The sequence below is a fragment of the Halioxenophilus aromaticivorans genome (genome assembly GCF_042850945.1).
Lineage (GTDB): Bacteria > Pseudomonadota > Gammaproteobacteria > Pseudomonadales > Cellvibrionaceae > Halioxenophilus > Halioxenophilus aromaticivorans.
The window spans coordinates 3,882,339-3,897,441 of the sequence record NZ_AP031496.1; the positions used below are offsets into that span (position 1 = coordinate 3,882,339).

Sequence of the window (15,103 nt, forward strand, 5' to 3'; positions counted from 1 at the left end):
AAAACTTTGTTGAAACGTCGTTCTTCCCTTACAGGATTAAACCCATTAGGCCATAAGAGCTGCGCCATCACTTCTCGGGTCGGTGGCAACTTGCACGTCGCCGTTACTGGATACAATAATTCCGCCGGCATGCCCCATGGATTCACTGCCGCTGGGCAGGGCTTCGATATCATGCCCCTGTTTACTCAGCGCCGGGCCAATATCTTCGTATAAAGTCTGTTCCAGTTTTAAATTATTACTGGACTCACCCCAGGTTCGGCCCAACAGCCAACGGTCTTGAGCGATGGCATCGGCCAGCGGTATTTGCTGGTAAATATGCCGGGTAAATAAAGCCGCCTGGGTTTGCGGTTGGCCTTCGCCGCCCATGGTGCCATAACTAAAACGGCGGCCATCGTTTAGCAAAGCCAAAGCCGGGTTTAACGTGTGTAACGGTTTTTTACCAGGGGCCAATGCGTTGTGATGACCGGCCTCCAGAGCAAAACTGATGCCGCGGTTATTCCACACCAACCCCAAATCCGGAATCACCAAGCCACTGCCAAATTCCCAGTAAACACTTTGTATAAACGACACCAATGTGCCGTCTCTATCCAAAGCGCCTAGCCAAACCGTGTCGCCTGGTAAGGCTTGCTTGGGCCAGGGCGCGGCGCGCTGGGCGTCAACTTGCAGCGCCATTTGATCCAATCTGGTGGGCTCTAAGTATTCCTGAGCCGGGGTGGTCATGGCCCGGCGATCGCAGACTTCACGGTCCCGAATTTCAAACGCCAGCTTGGTGCACTCCACCAGATGATGGACTCGCTGGGCCTCGCTCCAATGGCTTTGATAAAGCCGATCGTAAAGCGCTAGAATCATGAGCGAGGCCACGCCCTGGGTGGGCGCAACCATATTAAATAATTGCCCTTTGCTGGTGGTGGCACTCAGAGGCGTTACCATCTCGGCCTGATACTGCTGCAGATCGGCATGGGTTATGGGGCTGTCAGCGGCGCGCAGTCCAGAGGCAATACTGCTGCTGATATCCCCCTGATAAAAGTCTCGTAGGCCAAGATCAGAGCGGTGCAGGTGCTCTAGCATGTCGGCTAAGCCCGGGTTTTTTACCGTATCGCCTACTACCAAGGTTTTGCCCGCGGGCAAAAAAATCGACGCAAAGTGGTTTAACTCTTTGAGTTCAGCAAAGGTCTTTTCACTGGCGCGCTGTAGGCTTTCAGTTGCTTTAATTCCCTGCGCCGCTAGCTCTTGGGCAGGGCCCAACAAGCGCGCTAGGGGAAAGCCGTTCTTTATGCCAGCCCACTCACGAGCCAGCTGCCAACCGGCTACCGTGCCCGCCATGGTAATGCACGCGCGGCCGCCCCGGTTACTCAAGCCTTGTGCCTGGTATTCAGAAATCTTCGCCAAACTGCCGGCGTTGCCACAGGCATCGATGGCAACCGGCGCTTTGCCAGGCTTCTGGATAAGCCAAAAACCATCCCCACCTAAACTGTTCATGTGTGGGTAAACCACGGCGATGGCGGCAGCGGCAGCCACCATGGCGTCCACGGCAGTACCGCCCTCTTTTAATATTTCGAATCCGATTTCTGCCGCTCTACGGTGCGGCGCGGTAAACGCAACTTTTGCCATAAATTAATCGCCTTTTAAACCATCTAACGCCGGCAACAAAGACTGGACTTTTGCTAACAGTGCCTGGTCTCGGCCTTTGCCAGCCATAAAAGACAGGCCCCAGGGAGCTTGCTGATCTTGCAGCAGGGGTAATGAAATTTGCGGCGCACCCAACACTCCGGCCGGTGCGGTTAAACCCATTAACTGATTGCGATAATCAGCCAAGTCGTCGGCCGAACAATCGAGCAAGGGTGCCGCTCCTGGGGTTGTGGGCAAAGCCACCAGGGTATCCCCGGTGATACCACATTGCTGTTGCCAAAATTTGCCAAATTCCTGCACCTCATGCTCAGCCTGTTGCTCGTCAGCTTCGGTGAGGGTGGCGCTCCAAGCAAAGCGACTGGCAATGTCCGGCGCAATGGAGGGCTGACAATCCTTTAGCCACTGGCCGTGTTGCTGTGCAATTTGCCGGCCTTGGAGCACACGAAAAGCCTCGCTCACACCGGCCATGACCGATTGCGGTAAAGCGTGCAGGCAAACATCATTAAAATAGGGTGCTGCCGCTTCCACCAAGCCCTGGGCCACTTGCGACCAACCCGAACCAATGCCCTCTGGGCTGAATACAACCAGTTGTTTGAAGTCGGATTTTTGCCCCGGCGCTAACAACACCTGGGCGACCTTGTGGAGGGTGGCGAAATCTCTGCTCATCCACCCCACGGTGTCGAAGCGAGGCGCCAGAGCAACCAAACCCTCCACAGCCACGGCACCGTGGCTGGGGCGCAAACCAAACAAACCGTTGTAACTGGCCGGCACACGAATAGAGCCACCGGTATCAGTGCCCAAGCCAATCGCCACCGATCCGTTGGCCGCAGCCACGGCGGAACCACTGCTAGAGCCACCGGGCAAACGCTGGGGGGCGGCTGGATTAATCGGCGTTGGGTAATTGTGATTAAGGCCGTTTAAGCTGTAGGCCAGCTCATCGGTTTGCGTCTTTGCCAGTACCTGAGCACCAGCCGCGACTAGGCGCAGTACACATTGCGCAGTGATCGTTGGCTGCTTATGGCTGGCAGCCCAATCCGGGCTGCCTGCGGCGGTGGGCAGGCCTGCGATGTCCAACAAGTCTTTTACGCCAACGCTTAGCCCTTGCAATATTGCAGACTGCTCGAAGCCTTGGGATTCCACAGCCAGAGCACGACGAACTTGGTCATCGACCAGACAGACATATTCCGGTGCTGTAGCACTCATAAGGGGCGGCCTTCGTTAATCGTTGCGGATGGCCTGCACAAACAGCGTGCAGGTTAGGGCTGGGGTTTCCCAAAATTGTCGCGGGGTGCGATCAAAGAATAAACAGGATTCTTTCATATCCTGTCCATATGGTCAACTTTGCAAATAATGTTTACAGCAATGCGTCTATCTCCTGTAAGCGTGCCAGTTTTTCTACCTCCGGCATAAAGCTGGCTGCAAAACTGTTTTTCACCAACTGCACTATCTGTGCCTGATTCGGCGCCAGCGCGTCAATCACGGCATCGTAGTTGGCGCATAGGTAACCCCCAAAATAGGCTGGGTCGTCGCTGTTAATCATGACCTGTAGGCCATCGTCGAGCAGCGACAGCAGAGGGTGATCGGCGAGCTGGTCATAGACGCACAGGCGTACATTGGACAAGGGGCACACCGTTAACGCGATACCCTCAATGGCCACCCTACGCATTAACGTGTCGCTTTCGGTGATGCGCACGCCGTGGTCTATGCGATCCACCGCCAGTAAATCCAGCGCCTGTTCAATGTAGTCGGCTGGCCCCTCTTCGCCGGCGTGGGCCACGCACTTTAAACCGGCGGCGCGAGCCTGGGCGAAGACCCGCTGAAATAGCTCTGGCGGAAAGCCGCTCTCGGAAGAATCTAGGCCCACGCCGTGGATAAGGTGCAACCAAGGTTGCGCCTGTTGCCAGGTTTCCAGGGCAGAGTCTTCCGGCAGGTGACGCAGAAAACACATAATCAACTGGCTGCTAATGGCTAATTCCGATTGCGCCTGTTGTAACGCTCTATCAATGCCTTGCACCACCTCAGCAAATGGAATGCCTCGATCGGTATGGCTTTGTGGGTCGAAGAAGATTTCAACATGCACCACGTTTTCAGCGGCACAGCGTTGCAGGTAGGCCCAGGTTAAATCAAAAAAATCCTCCTCGGTTTGCAGCACATCCGTGGCTTGGTAGTACAAATCTAAAAACGACTGGAGATTTTCAAAATCGTATTTTTGCGCCAGCTCCGCCGCCGAGGCGTAGGGTAAGCTAATGCCATTACGCTCGGCCAAGGCGAACACCATGTCGGGCTCCAAAGAGCCCTCAATGTGTAAATGCAATTCGGTTTTAGGAAGCCTGCGCACCAACTGTTTTAATTCGGCGCTGCTACTCATCACTGCTGCCTTCTGTGCTAGGGATAGCCGTTTTATAGGTGTCCCAATTGCTAGTGATTTCTTCAACCACGGTACTGCCCACCTGGTAGGCCACCTCTAGGGCCAAGCCCAAGCCGGCGTAATCCTCGCCTTCGCCGGTGAGGCTCTCGGCCGCAGTCTGGCCCTCTTCCACCGGCATAGTGAAGTTACTGGCGGTACGCAGCACCATCAATCGGTCGTAGTCGGCAAAACCTGCGCGATCCAGATAAAACAGCGCTTGGGCGGTGCCGGTATCTTCCATGCCGGAGGAGACAAACTCGCCCTCGCCTTCGGACCAATAATCAACCCATTTGTTGGCCCAGTCGTTCATCAACTCACCGTGCCAGAAGGTCATCCCCGCAAGGTTATCCCCTAACATGACAAAGGGCGGCTTTTGCGCGTTGGGAAAAGCACTGTACTCGGAGCGCATTTCGGCAATCTTGTCGTCATCCGGCAGCGGCAAATCTTTGGTCAGATCAAACGCCCACTGCGCCAAATCGCCATTAATATGGAACATTTCGCCCTGATTCATGGGGTTGGGTTTTTGGTAGGGCTCTTTAGTAAAGAGCGGAATAAAACCGGTCTCCCAATCCTCTGGCATTTCCCGGGCATCGATTTCGTGGCCAAAATCACCATCCACCAAATATTCCGCCCAGGCGGCGGAGCCGATTGAGCCATCCGCTGGGTCAAAGCCCGCAATGCCTGCCACCAGCCAGTAGGCGTTGGACAGGTCGAACCGAGGGTCTAGGCCGAGCGCCATAATGGCCGCGGTGGATTTCGCGGTACCCATCCCAGTAACCATGCCCAACACGCCGGTTTCGCTGTTTATATACAAATCGTGGAATGACTGGGGAAAGTCGTAGTGTGTGTTCAGGCCGGCGCGCTCCTTCCAGAGCTGAAACTCGCCGGCGGTATCACCCATGTCTTCACCGATTTCAAACATGGTCACAACAACCACTTTAACCTCTACCGGCGCTTCGGCTGTTACCTCCACCACGGCTGCCGCCTCATTTTCAACGACAGGGTCAGAGGCTTTTTCGCCGCAACCTGCAAGGGTTGCCAGCGCCAAAACACCAAGGCCGGTACGAAACTGTTTCACTGTTTGCTCCTTCACGATACTGTATTAATTTATTGTGCTGGCCCTAAACAAGCAGACACAATGCCAATATTGTCTAGTTGGTCAATTTTTTGAATAACCCCATTCATCGGTGCCGTCTTGCCAACGTTACGCAATAAGACGCACCAAGCTCGGGCAAACGCAAAGGTTATTCACTCTTAAAGCACCATTATTTGCCCGCCCATCATCAGGCAACCTAAGGACCTTCTGTGAGCTTCTACCCCAGAGATTTCATTGGCTACGGCAACCAACCTCCGCAACCCAATTGGCCGGGCAACGCACGCCTAGCATTGCAGTTTGTTATTAACTACGAAGAAGGCGGCGAAAACTGCGTGTTAGACGGTGACCCGGCATCGGAGAAATTTCTGTCCGAGATTGTCGGCGCCGAAGCCTATGCCGGTCAACGTCATATGAGTATGGAGTCCATTTACGAATACGGCAGTAGAGCAGGCTTTTGGCGATTGCACCGATTGTTTACCGAACGCAGACTGCCGGTAACGGTGTTTGGGGTGGCTCAGGCATTGGCTAAAAACCCCGACGCTGTGGACGCTATGCTGGCGGCCGACTGGGAAATTGCCAGCCACGGATTGAAATGGACTCACTATCAGGATATGCCCATAGAGCAAGAGCGTAAGATGATGGCCGATGCCGTGGCCCTGCACACTGACCTAACGGGTAGCCGGCCCCTGGGTTGGTACACCGGCCGAGATAGCCCAAACACACGTCTGCTGGTGGCCGAAGACGGCGGGTTTGAATATCACTCGGACTCCTACGCCGACGACCTACCCTATTGGTGCTACGATTTCGACCAGCCATTACTGACCCTACCCTACACCCTGGACAGCAACGACATGCGCTTTGCTACCCCCCAGGGCTTTAACAGCGGTGAGCAATTTTTTAACTACCTCAAGGACAGTGTTGATTTTTTATACGCCGAAGGTGAGCAGGCACCGAAAATGCTCAACATTGGCTTACACTGCCGCCTGGCCGGGCGCCCCGGCCGAGCCATGGCGTTGCAACGGTTTCTGGATTACATCACGGGCTTTGACGATATCTGGGTGGCCACGCGCCTGGATATCGCCCGCCACTGGCGATCAACCCACCCGCCCCAAAGCTAGCGCGGTAGAGGCCTCTCAATGACACAACTCGTAGCTTTTATAATTAGAGGCGGTAGATACAGGGCCAGCAATTGGCGCCACGCCCTCGCCGTGGCACTGCTGGCCGTTGCGGCCAACCACAGTTTCGGAGATTCCTCGGCAATGCCACACAGCCCCAGCGCAGAACAATTGATTGAAACCTTGGAATTAGAACAACACGTCGAGGGCGGATACTTTAAACGGACCTTTCAAGCCGATCATCGCTCCATGATTAAAACCGAACAGGGTGAACGCTTCACCCTGACCTCGATTTATTATCTGCTAACCGCGCAATCGCCCATTGGCCACTGGCATTTAAACCGCTCGGATATTATCCATTTTTTCCATCTGGGCGATCCCATCGACTATTTTCTCATCGCCCCGGATGGCGCATTAAGCACGGTGACCCTAGGGCCCAATCCCCCGCTCGGCCATCAACTGCAAATGACGGTCACCGGCGGCACTTGGAAAGCCTCAAGATTAACGGGTAGCCGCTACGGATTAATCAGCGAAGCAGTAGCGCCTGGATTCGACTACAAAGATATGGCACTGGGTAAAAGAGATGAACTAACCCGGCAGTTTCCACAACACAAAGCATTGATAGAAACCTTTACCCGAGATTAACGTTAAACGGTTTTCTAAAGGCATACTTAAGCCCCAAATAAAAGGGCCGGATAAATCATCCGGCCCAGCGAGCCAACGGGGTTCAGTGCTCTAAATTTAATGACCTGCTTCACTTACTTCAAACATAGGGCTTAAAAACTAAGACCCAAAAACTAGGAGCTAAAAACTAGGAGCCAAAATCGTATTCAACCGAAAGCCCCATTTGCCGTGACGGGCCGTAGCTGAATAGGCCGATAAAACCGGGCGCGTCGAAAATTGCATCGATTTTTCAATGCCCACAGCCCGGAATTTAAAACTAAAGCCTACACAATGGCTGCCGCTTATTTGGGCTTGGCACCACCGGTTGCGGATTAAACCTATTGGACTCAAAATGGCACCTCGCCTAGAAAGAGAGACTTGCTTGTGAAAACCTACCTCCCCCGCATTGCACTATTGGCCCGTTGTCTACCACTGGTGGCCTTGTGCAGCCTTGGGCTTAGCGCATGCCGGGATGGCGTCGATACAATTGTGGCCGGGGACTACGTGGTAACCATGGACGAATCCTTAGGCGTCATTGAAGACGGCGCGGTGGTAGTAGATAACGGAGAAATCGTTGCCGTTGGCCCGGCCAAGGACATTTATCGAGATTATCAATCTACCCACGTCATTCCCGGTGATGGGCGTGTGGTTATGCCAGGCCTGATTAACGGCCACACCCATACGGCCATGACGCTATTCCGCGGCATTGCCGATGACACCGAATTAATGACGTGGCTGCAGAACACCATCTTCCCGCTGGAAGCTGAATTTGTTACACCAGAATTTATAGCCGTTGGCGCCGAGTTGGCCTGCTATGAAATGATCAGCAGCGGTACAACCACCTTCGTGGATATGTACTTCTACCCTGAAGTTATTGCCCAGGTGGTAGACAGTTGTGGGCTGAGGGCTATTCTGGCCGCACCGATGATCGATTATCCCAGCCCAGGTTTTGAAGGCTGGCAAGATTCCCACGCCGCCGGTGTTGCTTTTGTGCGGCAGTGGCAAGGCAAAAATGACCGGATAACCCCAGCACTAGCGCCCCACGCTCCCTACACCGTGGCCCCTCAACATTTGCAGGAAGTGGGCGACAGCGCACGTGAGCTTAAGGCTCCTATTTCAATCCACTTGGCGGAAACCTATACCGAACTTGAGCAAATTTCCGAGCAAGAAGGCATCCCTCCCATTGCCCACGCGCTGAACAGATTGGGCAATGTGCGGGTGATTGGCGCCCACGCGGTATTTGCCCAGCCCGACGAATTCCCCCTTATGGCCAGCGCGCAATTTGGCGCCATTCACAACCCAACCTCTAATGCCAAGTTGGCCTCCGGCATTGCTCCGGTAACCGACATGCTAGCGGCCGGCGTGGCCGTGGGCTTGGGTACCGATGGCGCGGCCAGCAACAACGACCTCAATATGTTTGAGGAAATAAAACTGGCAGCGCTGATCCACAAACTACGCGATAACAGCCCCACAGCCCTGCCCGCTGCTACGGCGCTGAGTTTGGCTACCCGATCTGGCGCAAAAGCCATTGGCCTAGAAGACCGTATCGGCCAACTGGCGCCGGGTATGGCAGCCGATCTCATTCAGCTGTCCATTAATGAGACGCGGTCTCTACCGGTACACGATATAGAATCGCACTTAGTCTATACCGCCGATGCACGGGACCTAATCAATTCCATGGTAGCCGGCAAACTGGTTTTTCATAACGGCGAGGTATTGACCATTGATGAAAAACAATTGCGCCGGCGAGTGGCCCAAGTGACCGAATCGATCCAACAGGCCTTGGAAGACTAACACGCCTTAGGAATGTTTATGTTCTACCAACTCTTCTGGATGTTTACGGATGTCTTCGCGCATATGGCTGAACATAAACTTCAGCGCGTAAGTCACCACACCAGCAGTTAATAAAACCACAATAATACTGAATAAAATTACGCCATCGAAATACATTTTTCTTTCCTCATTTTTATTTAACAACAGCCTTATTTAACAACGGCATCGTCACTTCATTCACCGGCAGGCCGCCGGGGCTCGGCCCTAGCGGTTATGGACCGCTTAGGCCGTGTATTTAGCCTAGTCCTTTAGGCGTCGTTAACCTTGACGCACATCAAGCTGTGAGAGCGAGGGACAACGGGCCATGATTTCGTTTGATCTAAAGCAGATCGAAGGGCAATTCCCCGCCTCAGCAATTGCCAAATAGCCATTCCACGACCAAGATAACCGAAGGCTTATCCGCAAAACGAAGAGAGTAAAAACACTTGCGGATATCGACGCCAGTAGAAGCAGCCATTCGATAATAAAATCCAGACCAACCCAATCGTTGCGCAATTGGCAATGTTTTCAGGTTAAGAGCAAGGTGAGAAAAATGGCAGGGTCGGCACAGTTGAATTCAAATAAAGACCAAATCGATAGTACGAGTCAGTCTCAGTTATCTAAGAATCCATTGCTTTGGTATGCAGCGTCATTTGATGATATTTCTTCGCGTACTGCAGATATTCAGCATGCCGCTGAAAACTGCCCTGCGCTGGCGCTTTCCATGCATATTCCATTTGCCAGCAATAGCCATTCGTTTTTTAATGCTAATACTGTTGTTACCCGCCAGTACAGTTTGGCATCGCACTTTATCGATAACCTGTGCTGCGAAATAGCCCACTATGGCGAGATGATTTATCGAAGCAGCACCAATGCTGGTAAAAAGCCCGTTGTTGACTCTTTGACTATTACCGGGGGCAACCCAACGTTTTTAATTGCCAGTGATTTAGCTCGCACCCTGGAATGCTTAAACCGCCATTTTCACTTGGCGGAGGCCACGCAAAGAGATTTCTGCATAACCGTAGAAGCCAAAACGTTTGACGACGACCTTGCCAAGCTTGTAAAGCAACTGGGCTTTAACCGTATTCGACTATGCCTGGAGGATTTCAGCCCGGAGGTACAGTTTTCTATTCAACGAAAATACAGCGTTTACCGAATTGAAAGCGCCATTGAGGCCGCCAAAGCCGCCGAAATTCCAGATGTAAGTATCGACCTAATCTACGGTTTGCCCACGCAGAGTGCAGCATCGTTTTTAGCGACACTACAACATTTAATTCGCTTTAAACCAGACGACATTACGCTGCACTTGTTGCAACACCAAAGTGGTAGTTATGGCTTATCTAATACACCAGCCTTGCTGCCAAAACCACAAGCCATAACCGATTTACAGAACATTGCTACCACCTATTTGCTAAACCAAGGCTACTCGGTATCAGGCGCTGGTTGCTTTGCTATTGAGCCAGAGGTCGCCAGGCCTAATCAGCGTGGCGCGTATAACAGCAATCAGCTGGCGCTAGGTTTGGGCACGGCCAGCCTTATAAAACCGTTTGTCTGGCAGAATTGTACCTCACTGCGGGAGTACACCCGTCGAATAAGTCAGCTTGGCCACGCCCGTGACGCGGGGTTAGAGTTGTCATCCGATCAAGCAATACGAGCGGAGGTTGCGGCAGGGCTGTTGGCCACTGGAACCCTGCTTAAAGACGGCTTTGAAGCAAAATGGCAACGCCGATTTGACGACTACTTTGAGCAGGGGCTAGCACTTCTCGCGCCGTTCATAGAACGCCACGAAATTGATAACAATAGTGATTTTCGTTTAACACCGACCGGCCTCTGGCAAGCCGCCGCCGTGGCTAAAGCCATTCTTTGGCCCAATGCATCCCCGCCATGCCCAATAAAAGATTAACCATTATGTGACCGGCCAATCAGAGACAGCCAAACACAAAATTTACCCCTTCTGGCAAACTAGTCAGCAATTCCCCCTTGCCCATTAGAAAAATACGATTTACTCTGATGGCAATACAACCCTACCTTTATTAGAGTCTGCGCCAGCGCGCATCACAATGGGTTTAAAAACACCGCTGAGCCCTACCTGAGGTGAATAGACCATGAGCACCCACAACTTTGTCCGCTGTAGTAATTGCGCTGTGAGCAAGTTTTGCTTACCACACACCTTATCTGGTGAAGATATTGGCCAGCTCGAAGGCATTGTGCAGCAAAAGCGGGTCTTACACCCAGGGGAAGCCTTGTATCAATCCGGTGATCAATTTGAGGGGCTTTACGCCATTAGCTCTGGTAGTTTCAAATCGGTGGTCATTGCCAGCAACGGCGATAGCCAAATCACCCAGTTCGCCTTCCCTGGCGAAATTTTGGGCTTCGACGCCTATCACGGTAAATCTCACAACACCTTTGCCGAGGCGTTAGAAACCAGCAGCGTGTGTTTCTTGCCCCATTCTCAGCTAGAGACTTTGGCGCAAAAGGTACCGGCGCTGCAAAATCAGCTTTACAATCTCTTCTCAGCAGAGATTCAAGAAAACAACGAGTTTCTGCTAATGATGGGCAAACGTTCGGCCGAGGATCGGCTGGCGGCTCTGCTAATGAACGTATCCAGCCGCTACTCTCAACGCGGCTATTCCGCCACGCATTTTCGTTTGTCCATGTCCCGCACCGATATAGCAAACTATCTCGGACTCACCATAGAAACCGTGAGCCGATTGATAAGGCGTTTCCAAAAAGAAGCGCTTATTGAGGTCAATCAGCGAGACATTACCATTACCGATTTAGTGGGTTTGAGTGAATTGGCCGGCACCCACTGCTCACATGTAGAGCAACCCTCCAACGCGGGCTAGCCTCCACCCTAACTCCGGCTCACCCCAGTGAGCCTTCCCTACGCAAACTGCATCGGCGACTTGTGTTCACAGCCCACTTTGCGCATTCGACCTGCCCTAGGTGCAAGCCACCGTTGACTAACGCCGCCCCCTTAGCATTGGCCACCCCTTCCGTTTTTGTTGCCTTATCCGAGTGAAGCCGCACTAAACCGAGTGCTACCTGACCAATCTTTCCCAAGATAGTCGTTACTTATTGGCAAATAGACTACGAAATATCCTAAATACCCTTAAATATCGATAACTCTCGATTACAAAACTACGCGATTTCACTAGATTTTGGTTGGGGACACCAACATCGCTGAGGGGAAGGAACCATGACCATTGATCAATTTATCTTCGAATGTGAAGAAGCGTCAAACGAACAGACACTGTTTAACCTATTGCACAATGAGGTCAAAAGCCTTGGCTTTGACTACTGCGTGTTCAGCTTGCTTACCAATCATCCAGACCTAAACCTACCAACCTCTAGGGGGCTATTTGTTAGCTCTATGTCTAGTTGGGTGCAGGAACTTAACCAAGGACAGTTTGATGACGTGGACCCGTTTCGCAGCCATTGCTTTTACGGCCACGGCGTTCTGACTTTATCTGCCTTGAAAACATCAGACCAGCTCAGCGCAGCTCAGATAAAGTTTATTCAATCCACTGAATCGAGAGGTTTCCACGACCGGGTTACCGTAGCCTTAAAGGGGGCCGCCGGGGCGGTGGCCAGTGTCGACCTGGGCCGAGACTTGAAAGGCCGGCCGCCAACGCGACAGACACTGCACAAGCTTAACGCGCTGTGCCAACACTTTTATCTGGCCTATTGCCAGTTAAAAAGCAGTGCCAAAGCCTTCGCCTATATGACGCTCACAGGCAAGGAGAGAGAGGTATTGGAGTGGTCTGCCAAAGGTTTTACCAAGGCAGAGATTGGCGTACAACTGCACATCTCATCACACACCGTGGACTATCACTCTCGCAAATTGGCGCGCAAGCTTGGCGCAAGAAACATCACCGCAGCGGCGGTGAATGCCCTGAACCGGGGGTTGATTCACGTATCGTATTGACCGAGCCACATTTAGCGTCGGCGGTGGCCTGCTCACCGCTGACTCAGCAACAGGTGCCTGAAGCTCGTAAAACAATGATCTCAAATTAACTTTAGCGAACGAGTTCTGGTATTTATCGAGTCTTAATTTATCTTAAACATTGGCTCCGTGTTAACTTCATTGCCACGGCAAACCAATCTTATACGTTATATAATTGCCTGGCGACTCATTAACTTCTACAGCTTTGCAAAAATTAATGGTATGCAGCAGGCACTTTTTTCAGATTTAAAAAAGCGCAAATAGTTTGACGTTAAAATATAATAAAGTTGGCATTAAAAATTAAACCGTAATTATTTCGCCGTCGTAATTGGCACTACCATAACGGGAGATAATTACCATGAGACAATTAATAAATACTTTTCTGATTGCATTTCTAGCCCTGCTTGTTACCGCCTGCGACGGCGATGATGACAATAATTTACCGGACACCGTAGTAGACGCCGCCGTTGCAGAAGACGATTTAACGACGCTGGTCACTGCCTTAGAAGCAACCGGGCTAGATCAGGTGCTAGCCGATAGCGAATCTGAGTTTACCGTATTTGCCCCTACCGACGGTGCCTTCGCATTGTTAGGAGAGGACACTATAAACGCGCTGTTATCTGATACGGATACGCTGGCGTCCATACTGACTTACCATGTTCTAGGCGAGGAAGTGAGTAGCCAACAAGCCATCGATTCCGCCGGCAGCACAACCGCCACGGTCAATGGTGAGCTTATTGCGCTTTCGCTGGATGGCGACGAGTTGCTGGTGAATACCGCTACGGTCATTCGCACCGATATCCGTGCAAAAAACGGCGTTATTCATGTGCTAGACGCAGTGCTTATCCCACCAGCCCCCGTCAATGCTGAAGAACTGACCATTGTTGAGGTAGCCGCAGACGCGGGCACTTTCAATACGTTAATTGCCGCTGTGCAAGCCGCCGAGTTAGATGCTGCCCTGGCAGACCCAGAGGCTGAATTCACGGTGTTTGCGCCAACCGACGATGCCTTCGCCGCGCTGCCACAAGGTACCGTAGAAGCCCTGTTGTCGGACATCCCTGCACTCACCGCCATCCTGACGCAACACGTCATCAGCGGCCAAGTCGACTCAATAACGGCCTACAGCCTCAATGGCCAGACAGCACCCACTCTGAACGAAGCCGTATCACTGCCGATTGAGATAGATAGCGTTACCGATGAATTGATCGTAGGCGGAGCCGTGGTAACCATGGCAGACATCCAAACTGCCAATGGAATTATCCACGTCATTGATGCTGTAATTGTTGATCCATAAACCCTCATTGATTGGCTTAGCAGTAAAAGATCGATAAAGATCTAGCGCCCAGCATTCGCTGGGCGTTGTTTTGTGGTGGGGATGGGTAAAAGCCGGTCGAAACGCGATTCGAAACGTGTTTCGAAAGGCTTTTACGCTGGGCCAAGGACGGCCCGGCCGGCATCAATCACCAGGGACGGTTGCTTGGCGCAATGTCCGATCGAACAAACGAAATAAGCCCAATCAACCGAACCAACGGGAGGGAGGTACCAGGGCACGTCCGTGTGCCCTGCCCTTCGGGTGCTCTTCGAGCGGTGCAAATCGCTCAAGCCACATGGACGGCTAGGCGCCCCCGAGGCGAATGCCGATTATGCAGGAGCAATAATCGGCCCGGCAATTGCTCGAACCGGCGAGGGTAAAAGCCGGTCGCTACGCGATTCGAAACATGTTTCGAAAGGCTTTTACGCCGGGCCAAGGGCCTGCTCCTTTGCATCCATGCAATCGCGGCATTAGTGCATCCCTGCACGTCATGGCCCGGCCGGAACACATCACCAGGGAAGGTTGCTTGGCACAATTTTCGATCGAACAAACGAAAAAAAGCCCAGCTCTCGCTGGGCTTTGTTTATGGCGGTGAGGGAGGGATTCACCAGGGCACGTCCTTGTGCCCTGCCCTTCGGGCGCTCTTCGAGCGGTGCAAATCGCTCCCGGCGATTTGTCGAACCGGCGAGGGTTCTCACCCGCCCTCATACGCATAAAAAAGCCCAGCATTCGCTGGGCTTTGTTTATGGCGGTGAGGGAGGGATTCGAACCCTCGAAGCCTTTCGACTTACACACTTTCCAGGCGTGCTCCTTCGACCACTCGGACACCTCACCTAATTCTTTCTATTCGTATTCGTCGCAAGTAACGTCCCTGTCACTCACCCAGCTCGGTGTCCTACCTCGCGCTTGCCGGGAAAAAGCAGTGCTTTTTCTATTCCGGCAAGCCCACTCGGACACCTCACCAAATTCTGTCTTTCACCGGTGACTTTTGTCGCCTAACACGCCCTCGCTGCGGGGGTGTGCTCGAAAGAGGCCGGAACTATACGCAAAGACTCCACCAGAATCAACGACTTGGCGGCATGAATATTCATTACGCCTTTTATCGGGAAATCTGGCCCAGGTG

The 15,103-nt window shown here is 52.6% G+C and carries 12 protein-coding genes and 1 tRNA gene; 7 read left to right on the plus strand and 6 right to left on the minus strand.

Annotated elements, in window-relative coordinates; translation table 11 throughout:
• Positions 1 to 45: 45 nt before the first annotated feature.
• From ACGHM3_RS16595 to ACGHM3_RS16610, 4 genes are all read right to left on the minus strand, one after another.
• On the minus strand, positions 46 to 1,611 hold the full coding sequence (locus ACGHM3_RS16595; RefSeq protein ID WP_345425248.1) for a gamma-glutamyltransferase: 1,566 nt from the start codon (positions 1,609 to 1,611) through the stop codon (positions 46 to 48).
• Positions 1,612 to 1,614: 3 nt separating this feature from the next.
• Positions 1,615 to 2,832 (minus strand): amidase family protein, encoded by a 1,218-nt coding sequence (locus ACGHM3_RS16600; protein WP_345425251.1) that lies wholly within the window; start codon positions 2,830 to 2,832, stop codon positions 1,615 to 1,617.
• Positions 2,833 to 2,983: 151 nt separating this feature from the next.
• Positions 2,984 to 3,997, minus strand: a complete 1,014-nt coding sequence (locus ACGHM3_RS16605; protein ID WP_345425254.1) for an adenosine deaminase — start codon at positions 3,995 to 3,997, stop codon at positions 2,984 to 2,986.
• Positions 3,990 to 5,114, minus strand: coding sequence for a purine nucleoside permease (locus ACGHM3_RS16610; protein WP_345425257.1), 1,125 nt, complete (start codon positions 5,112 to 5,114; stop codon positions 3,990 to 3,992). Before ACGHM3_RS16610 ends, ACGHM3_RS16605 begins: the two co-directional genes overlap by 8 nt.
• A gap of 227 nt (positions 5,115 to 5,341) precedes the next feature.
• On the opposite strand from ACGHM3_RS16610, the gene puuE reads away from it, so the two are divergent.
• The 3 genes from puuE (at position 5,342) to ACGHM3_RS16625 (ending at position 8,704) form a co-directional block, all read left to right on the plus strand.
• The gene (puuE, locus tag ACGHM3_RS16615) at positions 5,342 to 6,250 is read left to right on the plus strand and encodes an allantoinase PuuE (RefSeq protein ID WP_345425260.1); all 909 of its coding nucleotides are present in this window, start codon (positions 5,342 to 5,344) and stop codon (positions 6,248 to 6,250) included.
• Positions 6,251 to 6,268: 18 nt separating this feature from the next.
• Positions 6,269 to 6,892 (plus strand): cupin domain-containing protein, encoded by a 624-nt coding sequence (locus tag ACGHM3_RS16620; RefSeq protein WP_345425263.1) that lies wholly within the window; start codon positions 6,269 to 6,271, stop codon positions 6,890 to 6,892.
• 402 nt (positions 6,893 to 7,294) lie between these two features.
• Positions 7,295 to 8,704: an amidohydrolase gene (locus tag ACGHM3_RS16625; RefSeq protein WP_345425266.1), complete on the plus strand. Its 1,410-nt coding sequence runs from the start codon at positions 7,295 to 7,297 to the stop codon at positions 8,702 to 8,704.
• 6 nt (positions 8,705 to 8,710) lie between these two features.
• Here the strand turns inward: ACGHM3_RS16625 and ACGHM3_RS16630 are convergent, their stop codons facing one another.
• Positions 8,711 to 8,860, minus strand: a complete 150-nt coding sequence (locus tag ACGHM3_RS16630; protein WP_345425269.1) for a hypothetical protein — start codon at positions 8,858 to 8,860, stop codon at positions 8,711 to 8,713.
• Positions 8,861 to 9,275: 415 nt separating this feature from the next.
• Between ACGHM3_RS16630 and ACGHM3_RS16635 the strand changes: the two genes are divergently transcribed.
• The 4 genes from ACGHM3_RS16635 to ACGHM3_RS16650 all read left to right on the plus strand — a co-directional run bounded on the left by ACGHM3_RS16635 (position 9,276) and on the right by ACGHM3_RS16650 (position 13,962).
• A complete protein-coding gene (locus ACGHM3_RS16635) occupies positions 9,276 to 10,625 on the plus strand; it encodes a radical SAM protein (RefSeq protein WP_345425272.1) in 1,350 nt (449 codons plus the stop codon).
• 202 nt (positions 10,626 to 10,827) lie between these two features.
• A complete protein-coding gene (gene fnr, locus ACGHM3_RS16640; RefSeq protein WP_345425275.1) occupies positions 10,828 to 11,568 on the plus strand; it encodes a fumarate/nitrate reduction transcriptional regulator Fnr in 741 nt (246 codons plus the stop codon).
• A 353-nt stretch (positions 11,569 to 11,921) separates the two neighbouring features.
• Entirely contained in the window at positions 11,922 to 12,650 is a 729-nt protein-coding gene (locus ACGHM3_RS16645) for a LuxR C-terminal-related transcriptional regulator (protein ID WP_345425278.1), read from the plus strand.
• Positions 12,651 to 13,026: 376 nt separating this feature from the next.
• Positions 13,027 to 13,962: a fasciclin domain-containing protein gene (locus tag ACGHM3_RS16650; RefSeq protein WP_345425281.1), complete on the plus strand. Its 936-nt coding sequence runs from the start codon at positions 13,027 to 13,029 to the stop codon at positions 13,960 to 13,962.
• 764 nt (positions 13,963 to 14,726) lie between these two features.
• Here the strand turns inward: ACGHM3_RS16650 and ACGHM3_RS16655 are convergent.
• Positions 14,727 to 14,814 (minus strand) — tRNA-Ser (locus tag ACGHM3_RS16655).
• Positions 14,815 to 15,103 lie beyond the last annotated feature (289 nt).

What these genes read in the sequence shown, in the direction of transcription:
- ACGHM3_RS16595 (WP_345425248.1), bottom strand. Translation starts at nt 1,611, where the DNA reads ATGGCAAAAGTTGCGTTTACCGCGCCGCACCGTAGAGCGGCAGAAATC.
- ACGHM3_RS16635 (WP_345425272.1), top strand. Translation starts at nt 9,276, where the DNA reads ATGGCAGGGTCGGCACAGTTGAATTCAAATAAAGACCAAATCGATAGT.
- ACGHM3_RS16600 (WP_345425251.1), bottom strand. Translation starts at nt 2,832, where the DNA reads ATGAGTGCTACAGCACCGGAATATGTCTGTCTGGTCGATGACCAAGTT.
- ACGHM3_RS16620 (WP_345425263.1), top strand. Translation starts at nt 6,269, where the DNA reads ATGACACAACTCGTAGCTTTTATAATTAGAGGCGGTAGATACAGGGCC.
- ACGHM3_RS16645 (WP_345425278.1), top strand. Translation starts at nt 11,922, where the DNA reads ATGACCATTGATCAATTTATCTTCGAATGTGAAGAAGCGTCAAACGAA.
- fnr (WP_345425275.1), top strand. Translation starts at nt 10,828, where the DNA reads ATGAGCACCCACAACTTTGTCCGCTGTAGTAATTGCGCTGTGAGCAAG.
- ACGHM3_RS16605 (WP_345425254.1), bottom strand. Translation starts at nt 3,997, where the DNA reads ATGAGTAGCAGCGCCGAATTAAAACAGTTGGTGCGCAGGCTTCCTAAA.
- ACGHM3_RS16650 (WP_345425281.1), top strand. Translation starts at nt 13,027, where the DNA reads ATGAGACAATTAATAAATACTTTTCTGATTGCATTTCTAGCCCTGCTT.
- ACGHM3_RS16630 (WP_345425269.1), bottom strand. Translation starts at nt 8,860, where the DNA reads ATGTATTTCGATGGCGTAATTTTATTCAGTATTATTGTGGTTTTATTA.